The organism is Rhizobium sp. BK376, from assembly GCF_004341625.1.
Classification (GTDB): domain Bacteria; phylum Pseudomonadota; class Alphaproteobacteria; order Rhizobiales; family Rhizobiaceae; genus Rhizobium.
Window position 1 is genome coordinate 362,005 of record NZ_SLZG01000004.1, and the last position, 21,700, is coordinate 383,704.

Sequence of the window (21,700 nt, forward strand, 5' to 3'; positions counted from 1 at the left end):
GGCTCAATCTAGAGGTCGCCTCCGTCAGGAGACAACCACTAAAATGGCCGAAAAATCAGGCGTCAACCTCCAATGAGGTCACGATCCGGTGAACATTCCGGATCTCAGGCCGCATAGACGACCAGGAGATCCTTGGCATCGATCTGGTCGCCGGCATGGACGAGGACTTCGGCAATCGTGCCGTCCTTCTCCGCATGCAGCGCCGTTTCCATCTTCATCGCCTCGATGGAAACGAGAACATCGCCGGCCTTGATCGCCTGGCCGACGGAGACGAAGACGCGTGAGATGACGCCTGGCATCGGCGCGCCGACCTGGGCCGCGTTTCCGGTCTCGGCCTTGCGACGCGCGGCACCACCCGCAGCACCATGGGCACGATCCGGCACCTTGATGCGGCGCGGCTGGCCGTTGAGCTCGAAGAACACGGTGACCATGCCCTTGTCGTCGGTGCCGGTCATCGCTTGGTTGACGACGACAAGCGTCTTGCCCTTTTCGATCTCCGCAAAGAGCTCTTCGCCCTCAGGCAGACCGTAGAAATAGGCAGGCGTCGGCAGCGAGGAGACCGGACCATAGGTGTCCGATGCCAGCGCGAAATCGATGAACACCTTCGGATACATCAGGTAGGAGGCAAACTCGAAATCGTTGACCTTGCGCTCCAGCTTCTTTTCAATGGTCTTGCGCTCGGCATCGAGGTCGGCTGCGGCAAGCAGGGAGCCCGGCCGAACCGTATAGGGCTTGTCGCCCTTCAGCGCCTTTTTCTGCAGCGCCTTCGGCCAGCCGCTCGGAGGCTGACCCAGGTCGCCCTTCAGCATCGAGACCACGGATTCCGGGAAGGACACTTCCTTGTCCGGACTAACGACATCAGCGACCGACAAATCCTGGCTGACCATCATCAGCGCCATGTCGCCGACCACCTTGGAGGAGGGCGTCACCTTGACGATATCGCCGAACATCTGGTTGGCATCGGCATAGGCCTGGGCGACCTGGTGCCAGCGGGTCTCGAGACCGAGCGAACGGGCCTGCTCCTTGAGGTTGGTGAACTGTCCGCCCGGCATTTCATGCAGGTAGACTTCCGAAGCCGGCCCCTTCAGGTCGCTTTCGAAGGCCGCGTACTGGCCGCGCACGGCTTCCCAATAGAAGGAGATCTTTCTGATCCATTCGGAGTTCAGACCGGGGTCGCGCTCGCCGCCAGCCAAGGCTGCGACGATCGAGCCGAGGCAGGGCTGCGAGGTATTGCCCGACAGCGCATCCATGGCCGCATCGACGGCATCGACGCCGGCATCGACAGCGGCAAGCACGGTCGCCGCCGAAATGCCCGACGTGTCGTGCGTGTGGAAATGAATCGGCAGGCTGGTTGCCTCGCGCAGCGCCTTGAACAGGATCTTGGCGGCAGCCGGCTTCAGCAGCCCGGCCATGTCCTTCAGCGCGATGATATGTGCGCCGGCCTTTTCCAGCTCGACGGCGAGATCGGTATAATATTTCAGGTCATATTTCGGCCGGGCCGAATTCAGGATGTCGCCGGTGTAGCAGATCGCCGCTTCGCAGAGCTTGTTCTCCTCGATGACGGCGTCCATCGACACCCGCATGTTCTCGACCCAGTTCAGGCAGTCGAAGACGCGGAAGAGGTCGATGCCACCCTTGGCCGCCTGGCGGACGAAATACTTGACGACATTATCCGGATAGTTGGTGTAGCCGACGCCGTTGGCGCCGCGCAGCAGCATTTGCAGCAACAGGTTCGGCGCGCCTTCGCGGATCAGCGACAGGCGCTCCCACGGATCTTCCGTCAGGAAGCGCATGGAGACGTCGAACGTTGCCCCACCCCAGCATTCGAGCGAGAGCAGCTGGGGCAGCGCGCGGGCGTAGGTGCCGGCGACTTGCGCGATATCGTAGGTGCGCATGCGCGTGGCGAGCAGCGACTGATGACCGTCGCGCATCGTCGTGTCCGTCATCAGGACACGGCTTTCATTGCGCATCCATTCGGCGAATTTCTGCGGGCCAAGCTTGTCGAGCAGCTGTTTGGTGCCATCAGGTATGGCGCTGTCGATATAGGGCAGGATCGGCTTGGCAGCCTTGGCCGATGGCGTCGGCCGGCCCCGGGCTTCGGGATGGCCGTTGACAGTCACGTCGGCGAGATAGGTGAGCAGCTTGGTGGCGCGGTCCTGGCGCTTGACCTGCTGGAACAACTCAGGCGTCGAATCGATGAACCGGGTCGTGTAGCTGTTATCCCTGAACTTCGGGTGCGTGATGATCGCTTCGAGGAAGGTCAGGTTGGTGGCCACGCCGCGGATACGGAATTCGCGCAGTGCGCGGTCCATGCGGGCAATCGCCTCGGATGGGTTCGGCGCCCAGGCGGTCACCTTGACCAGCAGCGGATCGTAGAAGCGGGTGATGATCGCGCCCGAATAGGACGTGCCGCCATCGAGGCGAATGCCGAAGCCCGATGCGGAACGATAGGCGGTGATGCGGCCGTAATCCGGGATGAAATTGTGCTCCGGATCTTCCGTGGTGATACGGCACTGAAGCGCATGGCCGTTGAGACGGATGTCTTCCTGCTTCGGAACCCCCGATTCAGGCGTACCGATGGCAAAGCCGTCAAGGATGTGAATCTGCGCCTTGACGATGTCGATGCCGGTCACGACTTCGGTGACGGTATGCTCGACCTGGATACGCGGATTGACTTCGATGAAGTAGAATTTGCCGGTATCGGAATCCATCAGATACTCGACCGTGCCGGCGCCGACATAATTGGTGGCGCCCGCGATCTTCAGCGAATAGGCGGCAAGCTCCTGACGCTGCGCCTCTGACAGGTAAGGTGCCGGCGCGCGCTCGACGACCTTCTGGTTGCGGCGCTGGATCGAGCAGTCGCGCTCGAAGAGGTGGACGACATTGCCGTGCGTATCGCCAAGAATCTGGCTTTCGACGTGGCGGGCGCGCTCGACCAGCTTTTCCAGATAGACCTCGTCCTTGCCGAAGGCGGCCATTGCCTCGCGCTTGGCTTCGGTCACTTCCTTGGCGAGATCCTTCGGATCGCGAATGGCGCGCATGCCGCGCCCGCCACCGCCCCAGGAGGCCTTGAGCATGACGGGATAGCCGATCTCCTCGGCCATCTTGGCGACTTCGGCCATGTCATCGGGAAGCGGCTCGGTTGCCGGCACGACCGGCACGCCGACCGAGATCGCCAGGTTACGGGCAGCGACCTTGTTGCCGAGCTGGCGCATCGTATCGGCTCTCGGGCCGATGAAGATGATGCCGGCCTTGTTGCAGGCATCGACGAATTCCGGGCTCTCGGACAGAAGCCCGTAGCCGGGATGGATCGCGTCGGCACCCGAAAGCTTGGCAACGCGGATGATCTCCTCGATCGAGAGATAGCTCTCGATCGGCCCGAGATCGCGGGCGAGATGCGGCCCGCGGCCGACCTGGTAGCTTTCGTCGGCCTTGAAGCGGTGCAGGGCGAGCTTGTCTTCCTCTGCCCAGATCGCCACCGTTTTTATGCCGAGTTCATTTGCAGCGCGGAATACGCGGATGGCGATTTCGGAACGGTTGGCTACTAGGATCTTGGATATCGGCAAGTCGGTCTCCCTCACGACGTCACACACGGACGGGTATGCTGCACCCGCGAAGGAAATTCTTAACGTCTTGTCACAAGAAGTTCAATTTCCCGGCGCGCCATAGCGTAAAATAGTTGCGCCAGGATTTTTTGCTCAAGAAATGAGCCCGTAGCGGAAGGCAAGGGCGACGATGTGCTGGCGGTTCTTCGCCTTCAGCTTGTCCTGGATGCCGTTCATGTACCAGTCGACCGTATGGTTGGAGATCTTGAGCAGCTTGCTGATCTCGATCGAGGTCATGCCGTCGGCCAGATAGTTCAGCACTTCCATCTCGCGCCGCGTCATCTGCGTATCGACGACAGATCCCGCTTCCAGCGCCTCTGCCTCGCCCTTGAGTTCCAGCATGCGCCAGAATGCCTTCTTGGCGACGGCCTCGAAGAGAGCGATCTCGATCGGCGACAGATCGACGACGCTGCCGCCGATCGTCATGTTTCCAAGCAGCCCGTTGCGCCCATGAATGGGAAAGATATAGCCGTCGAGCAGCCCGTGGCTGCGCGCATCGACCATCATCTGCTCCATGCGCCGGCGATGCGGGTCCGCACGGAAGGCAGCGATCGTGTCGCGCCAGCGGAACGGCCGCTGCGCACGCGCGAGGAAGCGGATCGTCGGATCGATGAGAACGTACTTCTTGGCGATGTAGACCAGCGGCCACTTCTCGGGCCAGCGGCCGGCAAGAACAAGGCTCATCGGGTCCGTATTGGGTTTCGGCTGCCGCAGTAGTCCGTAGAAATCAAACTTGTAGGAACGGAGCACACGTTCGAGCTCGGCCACCACGTTTTCGGCAACCTTGCATTCTTCCATAACCACAAGCAATTGAATTAACGAATGAATATTCACACATACCCCCTGGCACCAAACTCGCTACGCCGGCGCTCGACATTGCAGCCCGCCCTGTCTGTCGTTGCCCCCAGACATCGGACACGGTCGAGCGCTATGTTGCAGGAAAACGGAAAACCGTCACCAGCGAATTTTTGATAATCCTCAATGGCTACATTTTTCGTGAGAGGAATTCCAGCGACCGCAGGCTGCCGTCATCAAATTGCCGTCAGCCAAGCGGCAAAGCCCCGGAAACAGGGCTGACAAGCCTGTGGAGAGACGAAGGATTGCGTTGCAGAATCAGTGTAGGATTTCGTTAATCGCCGGTTCAGGTACCAAATCGTAGCATCGCACCATCCCGAGTATTGCAGATGCAGATGAGGTACCCAACGTGTCACTTTTCAAAGTCTACGCTAGAGCTCTCAAGTATCTTGGCGCGTATCGATATCGCGTTGCTCTCGTTGTGCTTGCAAATATCGCGCTTGCGATGATCACCGTATGGGAACCCGTTCTCTTCGGTCGCATCTTCGACGCGATCTCGAATAAAACGGCAGTCGCGCCGACCATGATGATCTGGGCCGGCTTTGCCGTTTTCAACACGATCGCCTTCATCGTCGTCTCCCGCGAGGCGGACAGGCTGGCGCATGGGCGCCGCGCCACGCTTCTGACGGAAGCCTTCGGCCGCATTATTTCGATGCCCCTCTCCTGGCATAGCCAGCGCGGCACGGCGAGCGCGCTGAACACGCTGCTGCGCGCCTGCGAAGCGCTGTTCGGCCTCTGGCTCGAATTCATCCGCAACCATCTGTCGACCGCGATCGCGCTTGTCGTGATGATCCCGACCGCCATCTCGATGGACCTGCGCCTGTCCGGCGTGCTCCTCCTGCTCGGCATCTTCTACTGGGTGATCGGCCGCCTCGTCATGAAGCGCACCAAGGACGGCCAGACCTCGGTCGAAAGCCACTACAATACCGTCTTCTCGCATGTCAGCGACTCGATCAGCAACGTCTCGGTGCTGCATAGCTACAACCGGATCGAGGCCGAAACCAAGACGCTGAAGGCCTTTACTCAGGACCTGCTCAACGCCCAGTATCCTGTTCTCGACTGGTGGGCGCTCGCCGGCGCGCTGAACCGCACCGCCTCGACCGTCGCCATGATGGCGATCCTGATGATCGGCACGCTGATGGTTCAGGACGGCTCGCTGCGCATCGGTTCGCTGATCACCTTCATCGCCTTTGCGAACGTGCTGATCGCCCGCCTCGAGCTGCTGCGTAACTTTGCAACGCAGATCTTCGAAGCCCGCGCCAAGTTGGAAGACTTCTACGAGTTGGAAGATTCGGTCCGCGAACGCGAAGAACCGGCCGGCATCGGCGAGATCAAGGACGTCAAGGGTGAAGTCGAATTCCGCGACGTCTCCTTCGGCTTCGGCAACACCTCGCAGGGCCTGCATGACGTGTCCTTCACGGTCAAGGCCGGCCAGACGGTCGCCATCGTCGGCCCGACGGGCGCCGGCAAGACGACCCTGGTCAACCTGCTGCAGCGCGTCTTCGACCCGCAGAAGGGCCAGATCCTGGTCGATGGCACTGACATCACCAAGGTCAGCCGCAAGTCGCTGCGCCGCCATATCGCCACCGTTTTCCAGGACGCCGGCCTGCTGAACCGTTCGATCAGCGACAACATCCGCCTCGGCCGCGAGAGCGCCACCGAAGAGGAAATGCGCCAGGCCGCAGAGGCCGCTGCCGCTGCCGACTTCATCGAGACGCGCGAAGGCCAATACGAGACACGTGTCGGCGAACGAGGCAACAAGCTGTCCGGTGGTGAGCGCCAGCGTATCGCGATCGCCCGTGCCATCCTCAAGGATGCGCCGATCCTGGTACTCGACGAGGCGACCAGTGCGCTCGACGTGGAAACCGAAAATCGCGTGAAGGCTGCTATCGACAACCTTCGCCAGAACCGCACCACCTTCATCATCGCTCACCGTCTCTCGACGGTCCGGGAAGCGGACATGGTGCTGTTTCTCGAAAACGGCCGCGTCATCGAAAAGGGCGGCTTCAACGAGCTCAGCCAGAGCAACGGCCGCTTCGCAGCCCTGCTGCGCGCCAGCGGCATCCTGACGGACGACGAAGTCCGCAAGGCTCACACGACAGATACGGAAGCTGCATAGGGCCAGCGCCTGAAATTACGGGGCCCAGACAAGACGGAGGCCGGAGGAGCATCGCTCTTCCGGCCTTTTTCTTGTTGTCGATCGGCGATAGCTTGTCTCCCGTATTGGCAAACCCGCCGATTGAAGCTCCGATAGGCGAGGAGGATAGCGCTATGAGGGTCAAACGCATTGTCGCCAATATCCGCACGTCGGATGTCGCTCTGGCCGAGCGCTTTTATCGCGACGTTCTCGGCCTCGATCTCCTGATGGATCACGGCTGGATCGCCACATATGGCTCGGATCAGCGGGCAACTGCCCAGATCAGCTTCGCGTCCGAAGGCGGATCAGGCACGCCCGTTCCCGATCTTTCCATCGAAGTCGATGATGTGGACGCCGTGCTGGCGGACATGAAGGCGCAGGGTTTTTCGATAGAATACGGCCCGGCGGATGAGCCCTGGGGCGTTCGCCGCTTCTATGTCCGCGATCCCTTCGGCAGGCTGGTCAATATTCTCAGCCACAGATGAAACGAGACGGGGTTCGCGAACGAATGGGCGATGTGGCGCATTCCAAGCCCCATGCGGTCATTCGCTGGGCTGCCCATGCTGCCGGTTGCAATTGGCATCCACACGACTAGCTTCATGAGGAGGCCACGCTCCTTGGCGATGGCGAGACGATAAAGGGAAGCAAGGCATGTGTCGAAACATCAAGCCCCTCTTCAATTTCAATCCGCCGGCGACGGACGAGGAGATCCATGATGCGGCGCTTCAGTTCGTCCGCAAGCTGAGCGGAACCAACAAGCCGTCGAAACGAAACGAGGTTGCCTTCGAAAGCGCGGTCCTGTCGATCGCCAACTGTGCCCGCGAATTGCTCAATTCGCTGGAGACGTCTCAACCGCCTCGCGACCGCGAAGAAGTGGCCGTAAAGGCGCGCGCACGATCGGCGACCAGGTTTGCATAGAAGCGACGCTCCGCTCTGAAAGCGTCTTTTCTGTCAGTTGTCCAGCCAAGCTGCGAGGCCATCCAGCGTCTGTAGCCCGTATTCGACCGCGCCGAAGCCGATGACGGCTTTTCGCCGCGCGGGGCTGGGGTGGAGCTGGCGCAGGGTCAGCACCGTCTCGCCGTCGGCCTGCTCATCGAAGGTGACAGTGGTGCGGAAACGGTCGGGATCGTTGGGATCGGGCGTGCCATAGTCCATCACGATCCGCTCGTTGGGGACGATCTCCAGAAAGTGCATGAGGTTCGCAAAGCGCTGCTCCTTGCCCTCGAACATGCCCACCATGTCAAACCGCCAGACCCCGCCTTCACGGATATCGGCCTCGTGGCTCTCGATTCTAAGGCCGGCCGGACCATACCATTCGGCCAGCGCCCTCGGATCCATCCAGGCGGCAAAGACCTTGTCGCGCGGATGATTGAGCAGTTTCACGAGTACGATTTCCCGATCAAGCGACCAGGTGTCGAACGGATTTGCCATGTTCCTAACCATCCTCTTCCCTCTTGTCCAAGTAGACTTCCAGGCGATCCAGTCGTTCGGTCCAGCGCTGGCGCTCCGTGATCATCCAATCTGCCGCCTCGTCGAACCGCGCCTGCACCAGCCGGCACCACCGGCTGCGCCCGCGCTTCTCGCTGGCGATCAATCCGCAGTCCTCCAGCACCTTGAGATGCTGGGCGAAAGAGGGCAGCGCCATGTCGAAAGGCTCGGCAAGCACGCTGACCGGCACCTCGCCATCAGCCAGCCGCGAGACCACCGCGCGGCGGGTCGGGTCGCTGAGAGCGTGAAACGCAAGATCGAGAGGGGTCGAGTGATAAGGCATGCAACTCAGTAAAACGAGTGCAGGCATCAGTCAACAACAATAAGGCACTTGCCTTAGTATTCATATTCTATATAAAGGCAATTACCTTAGTATCGGCCGCGACTATTCGGGCAGCTCTGGTGCAACCACTTCGCAAGGAGAGTTCCAATGGCAGTACGTGTCGACCTCATGATCTCGCTCGACGGTTTCGCGACAACCACGGACCAGACGCCCGAAGTCCCGTTCGGCGAGGACTGGCCGCGTCTCGTCGGAGCATATGCGGCAACCCGAACATTCCGAGAGCGCGTCCTTGGGGATACCAGCGGGGCGGGGACGACTGGTCTCGATGACGATTACGCCAGGGAATATTTCGAGAATATCGGTGCCGAAATCATGGGCGCAGGCATGTTCGGGCTCCACAACTTCCCCGACGATCCGAACTGGCGTGGCTGGTGGGGCGAAGAGCCGCCTTTCCGGGTTCCGGTCTTCGTGCTCACCCATACTTCCAGACCCTCCATCGAGATGGCTGGCGGCACCACCTTCCATTTCCTCAGCGCCGCTCCGGCTGGTGTGCTTGAGCAAGCGGTCGCGACGGCAGGCGGCAGGGATGTACGGATCGGCGGCGGCCCGACGGTCGTTCGCGACTTCCTAAGGGCGGGTCTTGTCGATCGTCTTCATGTTGCCATCACGCCGATCCTGCTCGGGCGCGGCATACGCCTGTGGGACGACCTGCGCGGCCTGGAATCTGGCTACACGGTCAAGTCGGAAACTGCCCCGAGCGGCATCATCCACCTTACCTTCCAACGCTAACTTGTCACTTGTACGATCAGGACCACAAAAAACCCGCCGAGACGATCGGCGGGTTTGGAAAGCCTTCTTGCCGTCCCGCGCTTATCGACCCACGCGGTCGAGGCGCTGGCCGTGCCGAATGTGGATCGGAACCGCGACGGCTCTTGCCGGAGTTTCCACGGAACGCCCGCTGCCATGGCCGCCGAGCCGCTTGTGCTCGAGATAATAGGCATAGACGAAGAGAGCGACGATGCCGGCGACGACGTAGAGCGGGCCAACGATCTTATCCTGGTTCGTCAGGTAGAGAATGATCTGGCCCACCATCGCAAGGATCGTCCCGGCGACGAATATGTTCAGCGAATGCCGGCCGAGGATCGTCAGCGGATGGTCTGACGGACGGCGGAAGAGCTGCGACAAGGCCGGAACGCTGATGATGATATAGGCGAGAGCCAGCACGTGCAGCAGGCGCGGCAGCGACAGGAAGGTCTTGTCGAAGCCGGTGATGACAGTGGGCAGTCCAAGCGAGGCCAGAACTTCGCCGAGGCTCCAGAGCTTGAAGATCACCCAGACGAAGGACACGGCTACATAGGCGATCGCGACGGTCAGGAGCAGCGGGTTCCTGACGATCGTTCCCCCGCGGCGGACATGCATCATGCTGACGATGCCGATTGTGAACAGGAACTGCCACGACAGCGGATTGAGGAACCAGAAACCTTCCACGAGCGAGTTGCGCGGGGCGATCTGATAGACGCCTGCAACAAGCCATACGGTAGCGGATACGCTAAGCGCCAGCAGCGGGCTGCGGGACTCCAGATAAAGGATGATCGGCACCATCAACAGCAGGGCGCCATACATCGGCAGGATATTGTTGTAGCCGATCTGGTGGCCGAGCAGCAGCAGCGCCGGAATGCCCTGCCGGATATTGGTCAGCACCGCCAGGATATTGACTTCGCAGAGCAGACCGGGCCGATGAAACAGCCAGGCGCTCGAGATGAACAGCACCAGCGTCATGCAGGTCGTCATCATATGGGCGAGGTAGAGCGTGAAGGCGCGCTTTACCGCCTTCCACGACGCCACCAGTCGATTGCCCGGCTTGAAGCGACCGCCATAGGCAAGTCCGACGGCAATGCCCGAGATCAGCACGAAGCCTTCGGCCGAATCGGAGAACCCGAAATTCTTGGTCGTCAAATATTCGAATATCTGGCCGGGAACGTGATTTATGAAGATGGCGAGCAACGCCAGACCCCGCAGCACGTCGAGGCGTGTGTCGCGCCATCCAGCTGCCTTGGAAAATCCGCTTTGATCTGCGGCCACAACCGCTCCGTTCGGACTTGAAACCATAGGCTTCTCCTTTTCCGGCAATCAAACGCAACTGTGGCCAAAAGAGTTCCCCCCTTTGGCCACAGCGATCAATGCACATGATGGTGAAGAGAAACTGCGCTATCCACCGATGGGATAGCCCTCTTCGAGGTGGGCGATCACTTGACCGTTGATTGTCACACAGTAACCCGCCGCATCGGACGATTTTGAGACCGAAATGCGGTATTTCCCTGTCGCCAGATCAAGCTCTGCGGAGAACCCATCCCATGCAGAAGGAAGCGCCGGTTTCACGTAAAGGTGACCGTCCCTCACGCGGATGCCGAGGATGCCCTCGATCGCCACGCGGTAGAGCCAGCCGGCCGAACCCGTGTACCAGGTCCAGCCGCCACGACCGGTGAGCTGGCCTTCGCCATAGATGTCGGCGGCAACCACATAGGGCTCGACGCGATAGACGTCGGCCGACGCCTGGTCGAGGGCGTGGTTGACCGGGTTGAGCATGTCGAAGCAACGCAGCGCGTCATCACCGCGATTCATCTCGGCCAGCGCCATGACCACCCAGATGGCCGCATGTGTATACTGTCCGCCGTTTTCGCGAACGCCCGGTGGATAGGCCTTGATATAGCCCGGATCCTTGTTCGACTTCTGGAAGGCCGGCGCAAACAGGCGGATGATCTTGGCCTCGGGATCGACGAGTTTGTCGAGCACCGCGCCCATGGCCGCTTCGGAATGGGCCTTGTCGCCCTCGCCCGAAAGCACGCTCCAGGATTGCGCGATCGAATCGATCCGGCATTCCATGCTTTCGCTGGAGCCGAGCGGGCTGCCGTCGTCGAAATAGCCGCGGCGATAGTAGCCGCCGTCCCAGCCGGCCGTTTCCAGCGCCTTCTTCAGCTCCGGAATATGCCGCGTCCAGCGCTCGACGCGGTCCCTGTCGCCGCGGGCCTCGGCATAGGGCAGGAAGGCCTTCAGCGTGCTGACGAGGAACCAGCCGAGCCAGGTGCTCTCGCCACGTCCCTGGAAGCCGACGCGGTTCATGCCGTCGTTCCAGTCGCCGCCGAGGATGAGCGGCAGGCCGTTGCTGCCCTTGCGCTTGATCGCTAGATCGAGCGCCAGTGCCGCGTGCTCGTACACGCTGACCTTATCCTTGGAAACCGTCGGATGGTAGAAGGCGTCGTGGATCCCTGGCATGAGGGCTGCGCCTTCGATGAAGGGAAGCTCCTCATCGAGTAGCGTGCGATCACCCGTCACGATGCAATACTGGTTGATCGCATAGGCGAGCCAGACCACGTCGTCGGAAATATGCGTGCGCACGCCGGCGCCGGTTTCCGGCAGCCACCAGTGCTGGACATCGCCTTCGCGGAACTGGCGCCGGGCGGCATTCAGGATCTGCTTGCGGGCAAGATCCGGCGAATGCGTCAGGAAGGCCAGCGTGTCCTGGAGCTGGTCGCGGAAGCCGAAAGCGCCGCTCGCCTGATAGAACGCCGTACGCGCCATGATGCGGCAGCCGAGGCTCTGATAGGGAAGCCAGGCATTGATCATGTGGTTCATCGCCGCATCCGGCGTCGAGATCTGCAGGCGGCTGGTAAAGTCGTTCCAGAAGGACTGACCTGCCTGCAGGACCTCGTCGAACTCGGTACTCCGCATATCCGAGATTAGCGCGCGAGCCTCGTCCTGGGACGCGGTATCGCCCATGTAGAAGCAGATATCCCGCTCCTCGCCAGCCGCGATACTCAGATCAATCGCAAGCGCAGCACAGGGGTCGCCGTCCATCTCCATCGAGTTGGAAAGCTCCGAACCATAGGCCACGGCCTGCGGCGCCTGGATCGTTCCGAACTTGCCGATGAACTCGCGGCGGCTTGCCGAAACACTGGTCGCAGCCTCGCTTGCCGCGAAGAAGGCCACGCGCGTCGAGTAATCGATGCTGTAGGGGTTGGAGGCCAGCAGCGAGCCGGTACCCTCGTCATGCGTCGACATGATGAATGGCTTGGTGCGGCGCGGATTGCTGCCCAGCACCCACTCGGCATAGCCGTAGAGGCGCAACCTGCGGCTCTCCTTGCCGGTGTTGCGGATGCGCATGCGCATCAGCTTGACCGGGCGCTCGCGATGGACCGTGTGGGTCATCTCCATCGCGACATCGTCCTGCGTGCTCGAGAAGACCGAGTAGCCGAGGCCGTGCCGCGCCTCGAACTGCGCGGTCGATTGGCGCGACAGGGCGGCGTAAGGTGTCATTACCCTGCCGCTCTCGAGATCGGCCAGATAGACCGCCTCGCCCGGACGGTTGATCACCATGTCGTTGGTCCACGGCGTCAGCTGGTAGTCGCGCGAATTGACGCTCCAGGTAAAGCCGGCGCCTTCTGCTGAAATGTGGAAGCCGAAATGCTCGTTCGAGATGACGTTGATCCACGGATGCGGCGTCGACTGGCCGCCATTGAGGCGCACGACATATTCGCGGCCGTCGCGGGCAAAGCCGCCATAGCCGTTCCAGAAGTCGAGATCGCCGGCGTCTTCGACAGTCGAGGCCGAGAAGGCCGGTTCTAGTGGGATCATGCGGGTCGGGCCGGTCGTGTCACCCTGGCGCGTCGATATCAGCGACGGGCCACGGGCAATCTGATCGACGATCTTGCCGTTGCGGGCATGGAAGACCACGCGGGACGCTGCGAGGATCGCGCGATATGTCCCCTCCTCGATCAAGTCCTTGCGAACCGCAAAGAGGTGGTGCCCGATATTGTCGGACCGACGCCGCACATTCTCGCAAGCCGCCTCGAGCAACTGCTGCATGTCCTGGGCATCGTCGACCGCGCGTTCGTTGAGGATCACGAGATCGATGATGATGCCGCGGGAATGGAGATATTCCAGCGCGCTCAGCGCCTCCTTGGCGATGCCGAGGTCTATGTCGTCATTGATGCGCAGCGTGAAGATCGGGAAATCGCCCGAGATCGACACCGGCCAGAGCGCAGATTGCGACTGCAGCCCGGCCTTCACGGTCGCCGCATCGGCGCGCAGGTGCATGTCGGGATAGACGACATAGCGCGCCAGATGCTGGAAGACGGCCGCCTGCTGCGAGGTGACGCCGACATGGCGCATCTGCATCTGCGTGCGCGTCCAGGCCTGCGTGAGTTCCTGCGAGAAGGCATCGGGGTGGCGGTAGCGTTCTACCGCCTTGTCGACATCATCGCGGCTCGGCGCGGCGATCGTCCAGAAGATGACGCTCACCTTCTTGCCGGCAGGCACGCGTACAACGCGGCGCAGCGACAGACAGGCATCCATCGTGAAGCCATCGGTGCCCGAGAGCGCAGCACCGGGATCGAAGGCGGCGGCTTCGGAAAGGCTGCGGCCGCGACCGATGAACTTGCGGCGATCGGTTTCGAATTCCGTCGGACGTTCCGGGCCGGCATTGTCGACGATCAGATGCGCCATCGCCATGTCGGGCTCGTTCGGATCGCGCTTGTTGCGCTCGACGCGGATCACGTCGCCACGGCGGCCGATCTCGGTCTTGAGGAACATGCGTGCGAAGACCGGATGCGCCGCATCGCCGTCATCCGAGGTTACGACCGGCTCAAGGTAGGAGGTCACTTCGATGAAGCGATCCTCCGTGCCCATGTTGAGCAGGGTGACGCGGCGACCTTCGGCATCGTTTTCCGTCGCGACGATGCATTCGACTTCGCTCGTGAAGTCGCCGATCGTCTTGCTGAATTCCGCCTTTTCGTCGCTGAAGCTGACCTTGGTCTTCTCGCCCTCGATGCTGCGTGGCTCAGCCGTTGCCGACCACCACTGGCCGGAGACCGTATCGCGCAGGAAGATGAAGGTGCCCCAGCGATCCTCGGTCGGATCGGCGCGCCAGCGCGAAACGGAAAGCCCGTTCCAGCGCGAGTAGCCGGCGCCGGTCGCCGTCAGCATGACGGAATAGTGGCCGTTGGATAGGAAGCTCAGTTCGCGATCCTGCTGGCCCGGATTGTCGATCTTGCGCACTTCCGGCCGCAGCAGGTCTTCCTGGATATTGGCCGGCGCATCGCTTTCATGCTTGGCGGCCATGACGGGAATGTCGCGCGGCGCCTTTTCCTGCAGCAGCAGTTCGGCCGCTTCGATCACGGGATCGGCGTGGAAAAGCTCGCGCAGCAGGCCGTTGAGCGCAACGTTTGCGATAGCTGCGATCGACATGCCGTGATGGTGCGCATAGTAATTGTAGACGACGGCGCACTTCTTGCCCTCAGGCACGCGCGTCGGCGTGAAATCGACGGCATCGTGGAAGCCGTACATGCCGAGCGCGCCGACCTTGCGCAGCTTCTGCAGATTTTCCAGCGCCGCTTCCGGATTATACTGGCTGGCGAGGATCGAGGCATAGGGCGCGATGACGGCGTTCTGGCCGAGGCCGCGCTTCAGGCCGAGCGAGGGCACACCGAAATTGGTGTACTGATAGTGCATCTGCGTGTCGCGGGCGTTGAAGGCCGCTTCCGAAATGCCCCAGGGCGTGCCGAGCCGGCGCGCATAGTTCATCTGCTCCAGCACGATCAGATTGTTGGTCTGGTTGAGGACACCGCCCTGGCGCTCCTGCATGACGAGCGGCGGCATCAGATATTCGAACATCGAGCCCGACCAGGAGACCAGCGCGCCGCGCGAACCGACGGCGACGACATGGCGGCCAAGCTTGTACCAGTGCTCGGTCGGCAGATCGCCCTTGGCGATGGCAAACAGGCTGGTCAGGCGCGCTTCCGAGGCCAGGAGGTCGTAGCAGGCGGCGTCGAGCTCGCCGGTTTCGACACGGAAGCCGATCGACAGCAGCCGTCGCTCCGGCCGGTAAAGGAAGCTGAAGTCCATCGAGAAGGCGATCTCGCGCATGGTGTCGCGGAGCTTTGCCAGACGCTGGCGCAGCGTATCAACATTCGACAGATCGTAAGTGCTGTCGGAGATATGGCCTTCGCAGACCTTGATCAGCGATTCCGCCCAGCGGGTTACTTCGCCGCTTTGAGTCGACTTTACCTCGTGGTCGAGGTTGGCCGCAAGCTTCTGGATATCGTGCGCAAGCACGGACAGGTTGATGATGCGGATCGAGGCGAATTCGTGCTCGCGCTTGACGGCGGCAAGCGCATTCTGGAAGCCCATGATACGCTCTTCCAGGCGCCGGCGCAGCGGGCGAACCGTCTTGCGGTCGTCAGGCAGGTCTGCCAGCACTTCACCGAGGATGCCGGCAACGTCGCCGATACCGTCTAGATTGCCATGCATATGCGCCGATGGCGCCTCCGCCCAGATGCGACAGGCCGATGAGACGGCGATCAGATGGCCGGCAAAGTTGCCGCTATCGACCGACGACACGTAGCGCTGGCCCATCGGCCGCAGCGTGTCGGTATGGTACCAGTTGAAGAGGTGTCCGCGGAATTTCTCCATCCGCTCGACGGTCGCGATGGTCTTTTCCATCTTGTCGATCGTCTCTTCGAAAGACAGCCAGCCGAAATGGCGCGCCGACACGACGGAGAGCAGATAGACGCCGATATTGGTCGGCGACGTGCGCGGTGCTGGCACGGCGTGCGGCGTCTGCTGGACGTTGTCCGGGGGCAGGTGATGCTGCTGCTCGATGACGAAGGTCTCGAAATAGCGCCAGGTGCGGCGCGCGATCTTGCGCAACTCGGCCGAGACATGTTCGGGCACATCGAGGCGATCCTCCGTCTCGGCAGACTGGCTGACATACCAGGCAACGGCCGGCGACAGGATCCAGAGAACGGCGAAGGGAATACCGACGAGATAGGCATTGTCGCCCGAAAACACAGCCAGGATGATAGTCAGCAACGCCATGACAGGCGCGTGCCACATGACGCGGTAATGGCCGAAGATGGTCGTCTGGGCAACGGCCTGGGCGCTCGCGGCAGTGCGCCACTGCAGCATCAGCTTGCGCGTCACGAACAGTCGGTAGAGCGAGCGGATGATTGCATCCGCCATCATGCAGGCGGTATCTGCGATGAAGACGACGCGCAACGCCACCTGGGCGTTTGCCCCCTTCACGTCATTCCAGACGGTGTAGAGATGCGCCCTGGCGATGATATCGCTGGTGCGCGGGATGATACCGTTGATCAGCGACAGCGTCGGCGCCACGAACAGGCAGAAGATTAGAAGGATCTGCCAGACGAGCGCACCGAAGGCGCCCATGAAGTACCAGCCGAAGATCGAGGCGAAGAACCAGGCGATCGGCGTCAGCGAACGGCGCAGGTTGTCGAACATCTTCCAGCGGCCAAGCCCGGTCACGCCGCGCTTCGAAGTGAAGATATAGGGCAGCAGCTGCCAGTCGCCGCGCGCCCAGCGATGCTGGCGCGACACTTCGACTTCATAGCGGATCGGAAAGTCCTCGACGAGCTCGGCATCGGTCACCAGCGCGCAACGCGCCATCGAGCCTTCGAGAAGGTCGTGGCTCAGAACCGAATTCTCGTCGATCTTGCCGCGTAGGGACGTCTCGAACGCATCGACGTGATAAAGCCCCTTGCCGGTGAAGGTGCCCTCGCCGGTCAGGTCCTGATAGACGTCTGACACGGTGAAGACATAGGGGTCGAGGCCGCGATTGACGGAGAAGATGCGCTGGAAGACCGATGCATCCTTGCCGGTCGTCAGCGAGGGCGTCACGCGCGGCTGCAGCACGCCGTAGCCGCTGACGACCCTCCGGCTTTCCGGATCGACGACCGGACGGTTGATCGGGTGATAGAGCTTGCCGACAAGCTTGGTGACCGTATCGCGAACGAGACGCGTGTCGGAATCCAGCGTCATGACATACTGGACATCCTTCGGCACAATGTTGGCGCCGGGCAGAAAGGTCGTATCGCGGTCGCCGCGCAGCAGCATGTTGAGCTCATGCAGCTTGCCGCGCTTGCGCTCCCAGCCCATCCAGACGCCTTCGCCCTGACTGTAGAGCCGGCGACGGTGCAGGAGGTAGAAGCGGGTCTTGCCGTCATGCGCATAGCGGGCCGAGAGCTTCGCGATCTCGCCGCGCGCATAATCCAGAACTTCCAGATCGGATTCCGTCTCCTCGAACTGGCTGTCCGGCCAGTCGCTGAGCAGCGCGAAATAGAGTTCGCCGCGCGGGTTGGCGAGATAGTGGACTTCGAGATTGCGCACGAGTTCGTCGACGCTATCGCGGTTCGAGATCAGCGTCGGCACGACGAGGAGCGTGCGCGCGTCTTCCGGCACGCCCTCTTCGAACTCATAGCCGACGAGGCGATCCGGCGTCGTGAAGAAGGTCGCGAAGAAATTGAACAGGCCTGTCGCGCCCTCGGACGCCGGAAGCGTGAACATCACAAGCAGAAGAATCGTCTGGGGAATGCCGATACCCGCGTGGATCATCACGCTGCCGACAATGATGAGGGCGAGAACCGTGATCGCAATGACGGGAACCGCGATCGAAAGCCAGTTGCACTGGCGCACGAAGCGCAGGAACTGCTGCGAGACGGACGGTCGGAAGCCGATCGCCTCCTCCAGCTTTTCCCGCTGCGTGCCGACAAGGAAACCGCCGACATTGGGCTCGTGCGGCTGCGGCGCCGAAGAGGTCTTTGCCTCCCCCATCATGTCGATGGCGATCTGCGCGATCTCCATTTCGCTCTTGCCGGAGCGGCGGGAGAGCTTTTCGATCTGCTTGCGATAGGCATTGCGCGAACCGGGATCGAGTTCGGCATAGTCGGTCTGCGTCCAGAGCTGTTTATCGACCTTGCTGACCTCTTCGACCCACACCGACCATTCGGTATCGTCGATCTCGCGCAGGCTCCTGATGATGCTGCCCATCGTGACATTGCCGGCCGACAGGCGGTTGTGTTCCGCCATGGTCACCGCTTCGATATTCGTGCCCGCGGCCTCGAGCCGCCGCTCCAGCCAGTCGATCGCGACCCCCGAGGTCTGCGACCCGTCGCGCATGCGGTAGAGGAACTGCGCCGCAAAAGTATTGTCTGTTGCCAGCGGCTCCAGCGACTTCAGATAGTCGAGCGCCCTGGCATCGTCGTTGAGGCGAATGAGTTCGTCGGCGGCCTCGTTGGCCTTGCGGCGCGTCGTCCGGCTGGCGTCGACCCGGGACGAAATACGGCGCAGATTGTCGACGAGGACGTAACGTACCAGAGACGGAATCGCCCAGAGTTCGCCGATCTTGAAGGTTCCGTGCTTCTGGAAGCCGTCGACCATTGCCATCAGGCTGGCATAGGAGACGCTGCTTTGCGTATGGGCGACGTAAAGCCAGGCGAAAGCCAGCGTGCGCGGCATCACCATGCCCTCGACCCTCATGGTGTCGAGTTCGCGATAGAATTTCTTCGGGAAGTCGCGGCGGACCTCCTGGATCGCTTCTTCGATAATGTAGTGGTTGTCGAGCAGCCATTCGGCGGCCGGCGTGATCGTCTCGCCCCGCTCCACATCGATCGCGGCAGACTTGTAGACGCGCAGAATCTCGGTTTCGTTCTCGCGATGCCGCGCAAAGAAGTCGAAGGACTGGAAGCCCGGAAGCTTCATGCTGCTGTCCAGCGCAAACGCTTCCCCGCATTCCCGCAACTGATCGCTGGAAAACTGCGTCGAGCGGATCATATCGGTCTGATTGATCTGCTTGACTTCGGGGTCCTGGGGCGGAGCGGCGGAAGAAACTTGAGATGACATGGGTTCGGGTTCTGGATCCAAACAGAGTTACAGGCATTCGCCTTAACCCGTTTGCGCAGTTCGGCAGAACAGTTCACGCATTCAGGCTTTGCGGGGCTTTTGAGCCGCACAGAATGATCGTGAACGTGAGATGCCGCGGCGCAAACCGATCGGGCGGAAATTTTCACGAGCGCTATCGTCGGATTTGGCAATTGTTAAATTACCACTTTTCCGACACCCGCGAAACTTGGACGCGAAGCGCATCATTCAAGTGGGCGCGTCAACGAAAGTCGGAAAAAGACAGTTAAATTCGCGGCATGCTCCCGGCGCGCCGATACTTCAAACCGAATTCGTTCGGTGTGGAGGCGGCAATCTGAGCTTCATAATCCGGGAGGCGATGAACTCGAATTGAGCCCATCGTCTTCAAATAGCGACGTAGCGAGCGCTGCGGACCCCGCGATTGACCCTTTGAATAGCTGCGCCGCCGTCAATGTCACGACGCGTTCAACCACCCGGACCGAGCGCGGTGGAAGGCAATGCAGATCTGAGGGAAAACGGAGCTACCGGGAAATCCCAAGATAGAAGGAACGGATTTCCAAAGGGTGGCTTGTCCGGCAACTGCCGAACGAGGCGGAATGCAGTGGCGGACGATCAGACGAGCACGCCGCAGACGACAGCAGCGACAAAGATGAACGCTGCAGAAAAAAGCGCGACATGGAAGACCGTCTGGATCTTGTGGCGCAGCGACGCGTTTCCACTGACAGGAAGCCGCTTGCCCGACACAGAATCGTCCAACTGGTTAACCTGAGTATTCGTAATACCCCAATTCGCCATGTGCTGCCTCCAGTTGTTTATTATGTTTTTATTCATACTGCCCGCGCCCGTAGCGCAGTCATGCACATTCACACTGACTCTATCAAATAGGTAGAGATAATTTTTTATCCAGTGGGATGGGTGAGAAAAAATTAACCCCTAAGTCCAACGCATTAGATCAGCAGAGGATGCGGCGAGCCCATATCAGCGTGCGCTCCATGGCGCTGTCGTTCGGGGCTTCGTGGGGTCCGACTTTGCGCCGGTCCTTTTCTTCGGGAAGGTCGATGCGGACCTGCTCCGTGGCTTTTACCGGCGGATGAAGATAGCCCATGGTCATGCCACCCATGAAAAACATGCTTGCCTCCATGCTCCGCGATCACGAAACCTAACCGCCGTTAACAAGATCATGACAGAAATGCGGCAACTGTCAATAGTCTAGAGGATTGGTCGTCTTTTAAGGGTCGCTTAACCAAGACGCAGCGAGAAACTGCGCTGATTATCAAGGGATTAGACATCAGGCATCGCCCTTGACTGGAAAAGTCCGGCTGGATTAATCCAGCCGGACTCAAAATAATTTTCACCGCTTTGGGCTATTCGCGAGCTTCGCCGACTAGGCGGCCTCAGTCGAAAACTGATCCACGGCGGCGATAACGCCGCGTAATTCCGCAAGCCCCTTCAGGCGGCCAATGCAGGAATAGCCCGGATTGACCTTCTTCTCCTGATCGTCGATCAGCAGGTGGCCGTGATCAGGACGCATCGGGATGACATGATCCGCCCTGCCCTCTGCAGCGCGTCGCCGCTCTTCTTTCCTCAAGACCGAAATCAGCGACACCATGTTGACGTCGCCGCCGAGATGTTCGGATTCGACGAAGGATCCGTCTGCTTCCTTGCTGACATTGCGCAGATGGGCGAAATGAATCCGGCTTGCAAACCGGCTCGCCATCGCCACAACATCATTTCCGTGACGCGACCCGTAGGAGCCGGCGCAGAGCGTGATGCCGTTGGCCTCATGATCGACAGCGGCAAGAAGCGTCTCCACATCCTCCACCTTCGAAACGACGCGCGGCAGGCCGAAAAGCGAGAACGGCGGATCGTCGGGATGGATGGCAAGCCGGACATTGTTCTCGGCAGCGACAGGCACGACCTCCCTGAGGAACTCGACCAGATTGGCCCGCATATCCTCGTCCGAAACATCGTCGAAGGCCGCGATATGCCCGCGGATGGTCTCGCGGGTATGGCTGTCCTCGCCACCGGGAAGGCCGGCGATGATGTTCTTCTCGAGCGTCAGGACGTCGCTCTCGCTCATGCCGGCCAGACGCTTGCGCGCCGCCTCGATCACGTCAGGCGCGTAGCTGCCTTCGGCACCCTTCCGTTTCAGCACGAAGACGTCATAAGCGACGAAATCGATCATGTCGAAGCGCAGGGCAAAACCGCCTGCCTCCGTGGGATAAAGCAGGTTTGTCCGCGTCCAGTCGACGACCGGCATGAAATTGTAGCAGACCACGGGAACGCCGCCCTTGCCCAGATTGGCAAGGCTCTTCTTCCAGGCATCGACATAGCTCCGCCACTTTTCATTGCGCAACTTGATCGCCGAATTGACCGGTATGGATTCGCAGACCGACCATACCATGCCGGCCTTCCTGACCAGCGCCATGCGCTCGGCAACGTCATCCGGCGTCCAGACGCGGCCGTCATAGATATGATGTAACGCGGTCACGATACCATGCGCGCCCGCCTGTCGCGCATGTGAGAGCTTGACCGGATCTTCGGGTCCAAACCACCGCCAGCTTTCCAGCATATCATCTCCTCCTCATAATGTTGGACAATTAAACGCCAAAAGGCCAGAAG

The 21,700-nt window shown here is 60.9% G+C and carries 13 protein-coding genes; 4 read left to right on the forward strand and 9 right to left on the reverse strand.

The window, feature by feature from the left end; all coding sequences use genetic code 11:
* Positions 1–104 precede the first annotated feature (104 nt).
* Together pyc and EV561_RS13840 are read right to left on the reverse strand one after the other, a co-directional pair.
* Complete coding sequence (pyc, locus tag EV561_RS13835; protein WP_132522351.1) at positions 105–3,566, reverse strand: pyruvate carboxylase; 3,462 nt, start codon at positions 3,564–3,566, stop codon at positions 105–107.
* 132 nt (positions 3,567–3,698) lie between these two features.
* Positions 3,699–4,439, reverse strand: a complete 741-nt coding sequence (locus EV561_RS13840) for a LuxR family transcriptional regulator (RefSeq protein ID WP_132522353.1) — start codon at positions 4,437–4,439, stop codon at positions 3,699–3,701.
* Between the two features lie 370 nt (positions 4,440–4,809).
* Here EV561_RS13840 and EV561_RS13845 point away from each other — a divergent pair, with 370 nt between their 5' ends.
* The 3 genes from EV561_RS13845 to EV561_RS13855 all read left to right on the forward strand — a co-directional run bounded on the left by EV561_RS13845 (position 4,810) and on the right by EV561_RS13855 (position 7,515).
* Complete coding sequence (locus tag EV561_RS13845) at positions 4,810–6,579, forward strand: glucan ABC transporter ATP-binding protein/ permease (protein WP_132522355.1); 1,770 nt, start codon at positions 4,810–4,812, stop codon at positions 6,577–6,579.
* A 152-nt stretch (positions 6,580–6,731) separates the two neighbouring features.
* The gene (locus EV561_RS13850) at positions 6,732–7,082 is read left to right on the forward strand and encodes a VOC family protein (RefSeq protein ID WP_132522357.1); all 351 of its coding nucleotides are present in this window, start codon (positions 6,732–6,734) and stop codon (positions 7,080–7,082) included.
* Between the two features lie 166 nt (positions 7,083–7,248).
* Positions 7,249–7,515 carry a DUF2277 domain-containing protein gene (locus EV561_RS13855; protein ID WP_132522359.1) on the forward strand — a complete coding sequence of 89 codons (267 nt, stop codon included), beginning with the start codon at positions 7,249–7,251 and terminating at the stop codon, positions 7,513–7,515.
* A gap of 33 nt (positions 7,516–7,548) precedes the next feature.
* On the opposite strand, the gene EV561_RS13860 is transcribed toward EV561_RS13855, so the two are convergent.
* Both EV561_RS13860 and EV561_RS13865 read right to left on the reverse strand, forming a co-directional pair.
* Positions 7,549–8,028, reverse strand: a complete 480-nt coding sequence (locus EV561_RS13860; protein ID WP_132522361.1) for an SRPBCC family protein — start codon at positions 8,026–8,028, stop codon at positions 7,549–7,551.
* Positions 8,029–8,032: 4 nt separating this feature from the next.
* Positions 8,033–8,368 (reverse strand): metalloregulator ArsR/SmtB family transcription factor, encoded by a 336-nt coding sequence (locus EV561_RS13865; RefSeq protein WP_132522363.1) that lies wholly within the window; start codon positions 8,366–8,368, stop codon positions 8,033–8,035.
* Between the two features lie 147 nt (positions 8,369–8,515).
* On the opposite strand from EV561_RS13865, the gene EV561_RS13870 reads away from it, so the two are divergent.
* Positions 8,516–9,157: a dihydrofolate reductase family protein gene (locus EV561_RS13870; protein ID WP_132522365.1), complete on the forward strand. Its 642-nt coding sequence runs from the start codon at positions 8,516–8,518 to the stop codon at positions 9,155–9,157.
* A gap of 81 nt (positions 9,158–9,238) precedes the next feature.
* On the opposite strand, the gene opgC is transcribed toward EV561_RS13870, so the two are convergent.
* From opgC to uxuA, 5 genes are all read right to left on the reverse strand, one after another.
* A complete protein-coding gene (gene opgC / locus EV561_RS13875; RefSeq protein WP_132522367.1) occupies positions 9,239–10,477 on the reverse strand; it encodes an OpgC domain-containing protein in 1,239 nt (412 codons plus the stop codon).
* A gap of 99 nt (positions 10,478–10,576) precedes the next feature.
* Positions 10,577–19,060 carry a glucoamylase family protein gene (locus tag EV561_RS13880; protein ID WP_132522369.1) on the reverse strand — a complete coding sequence of 2,828 codons (8,484 nt, stop codon included), beginning with the start codon at positions 19,058–19,060 and terminating at the stop codon, positions 10,577–10,579.
* A 630-nt stretch (positions 19,061–19,690) separates the two neighbouring features.
* Positions 19,691–19,873: a hypothetical protein gene (locus EV561_RS13885; protein WP_132522371.1), complete on the reverse strand. Its 183-nt coding sequence runs from the start codon at positions 19,871–19,873 to the stop codon at positions 19,691–19,693.
* Positions 19,874–20,030: 157 nt separating this feature from the next.
* Positions 20,031–20,207 carry a hypothetical protein gene (locus EV561_RS37190; protein WP_165927801.1) on the reverse strand — a complete coding sequence of 59 codons (177 nt, stop codon included), beginning with the start codon at positions 20,205–20,207 and terminating at the stop codon, positions 20,031–20,033.
* Positions 20,208–20,462: 255 nt separating this feature from the next.
* On the reverse strand, positions 20,463–21,650 hold the full coding sequence (gene uxuA / locus EV561_RS13890; RefSeq protein ID WP_132522373.1) for a mannonate dehydratase: 1,188 nt from the start codon (positions 21,648–21,650) through the stop codon (positions 20,463–20,465).
* Positions 21,651–21,700: the final 50 nt, after the last annotated feature.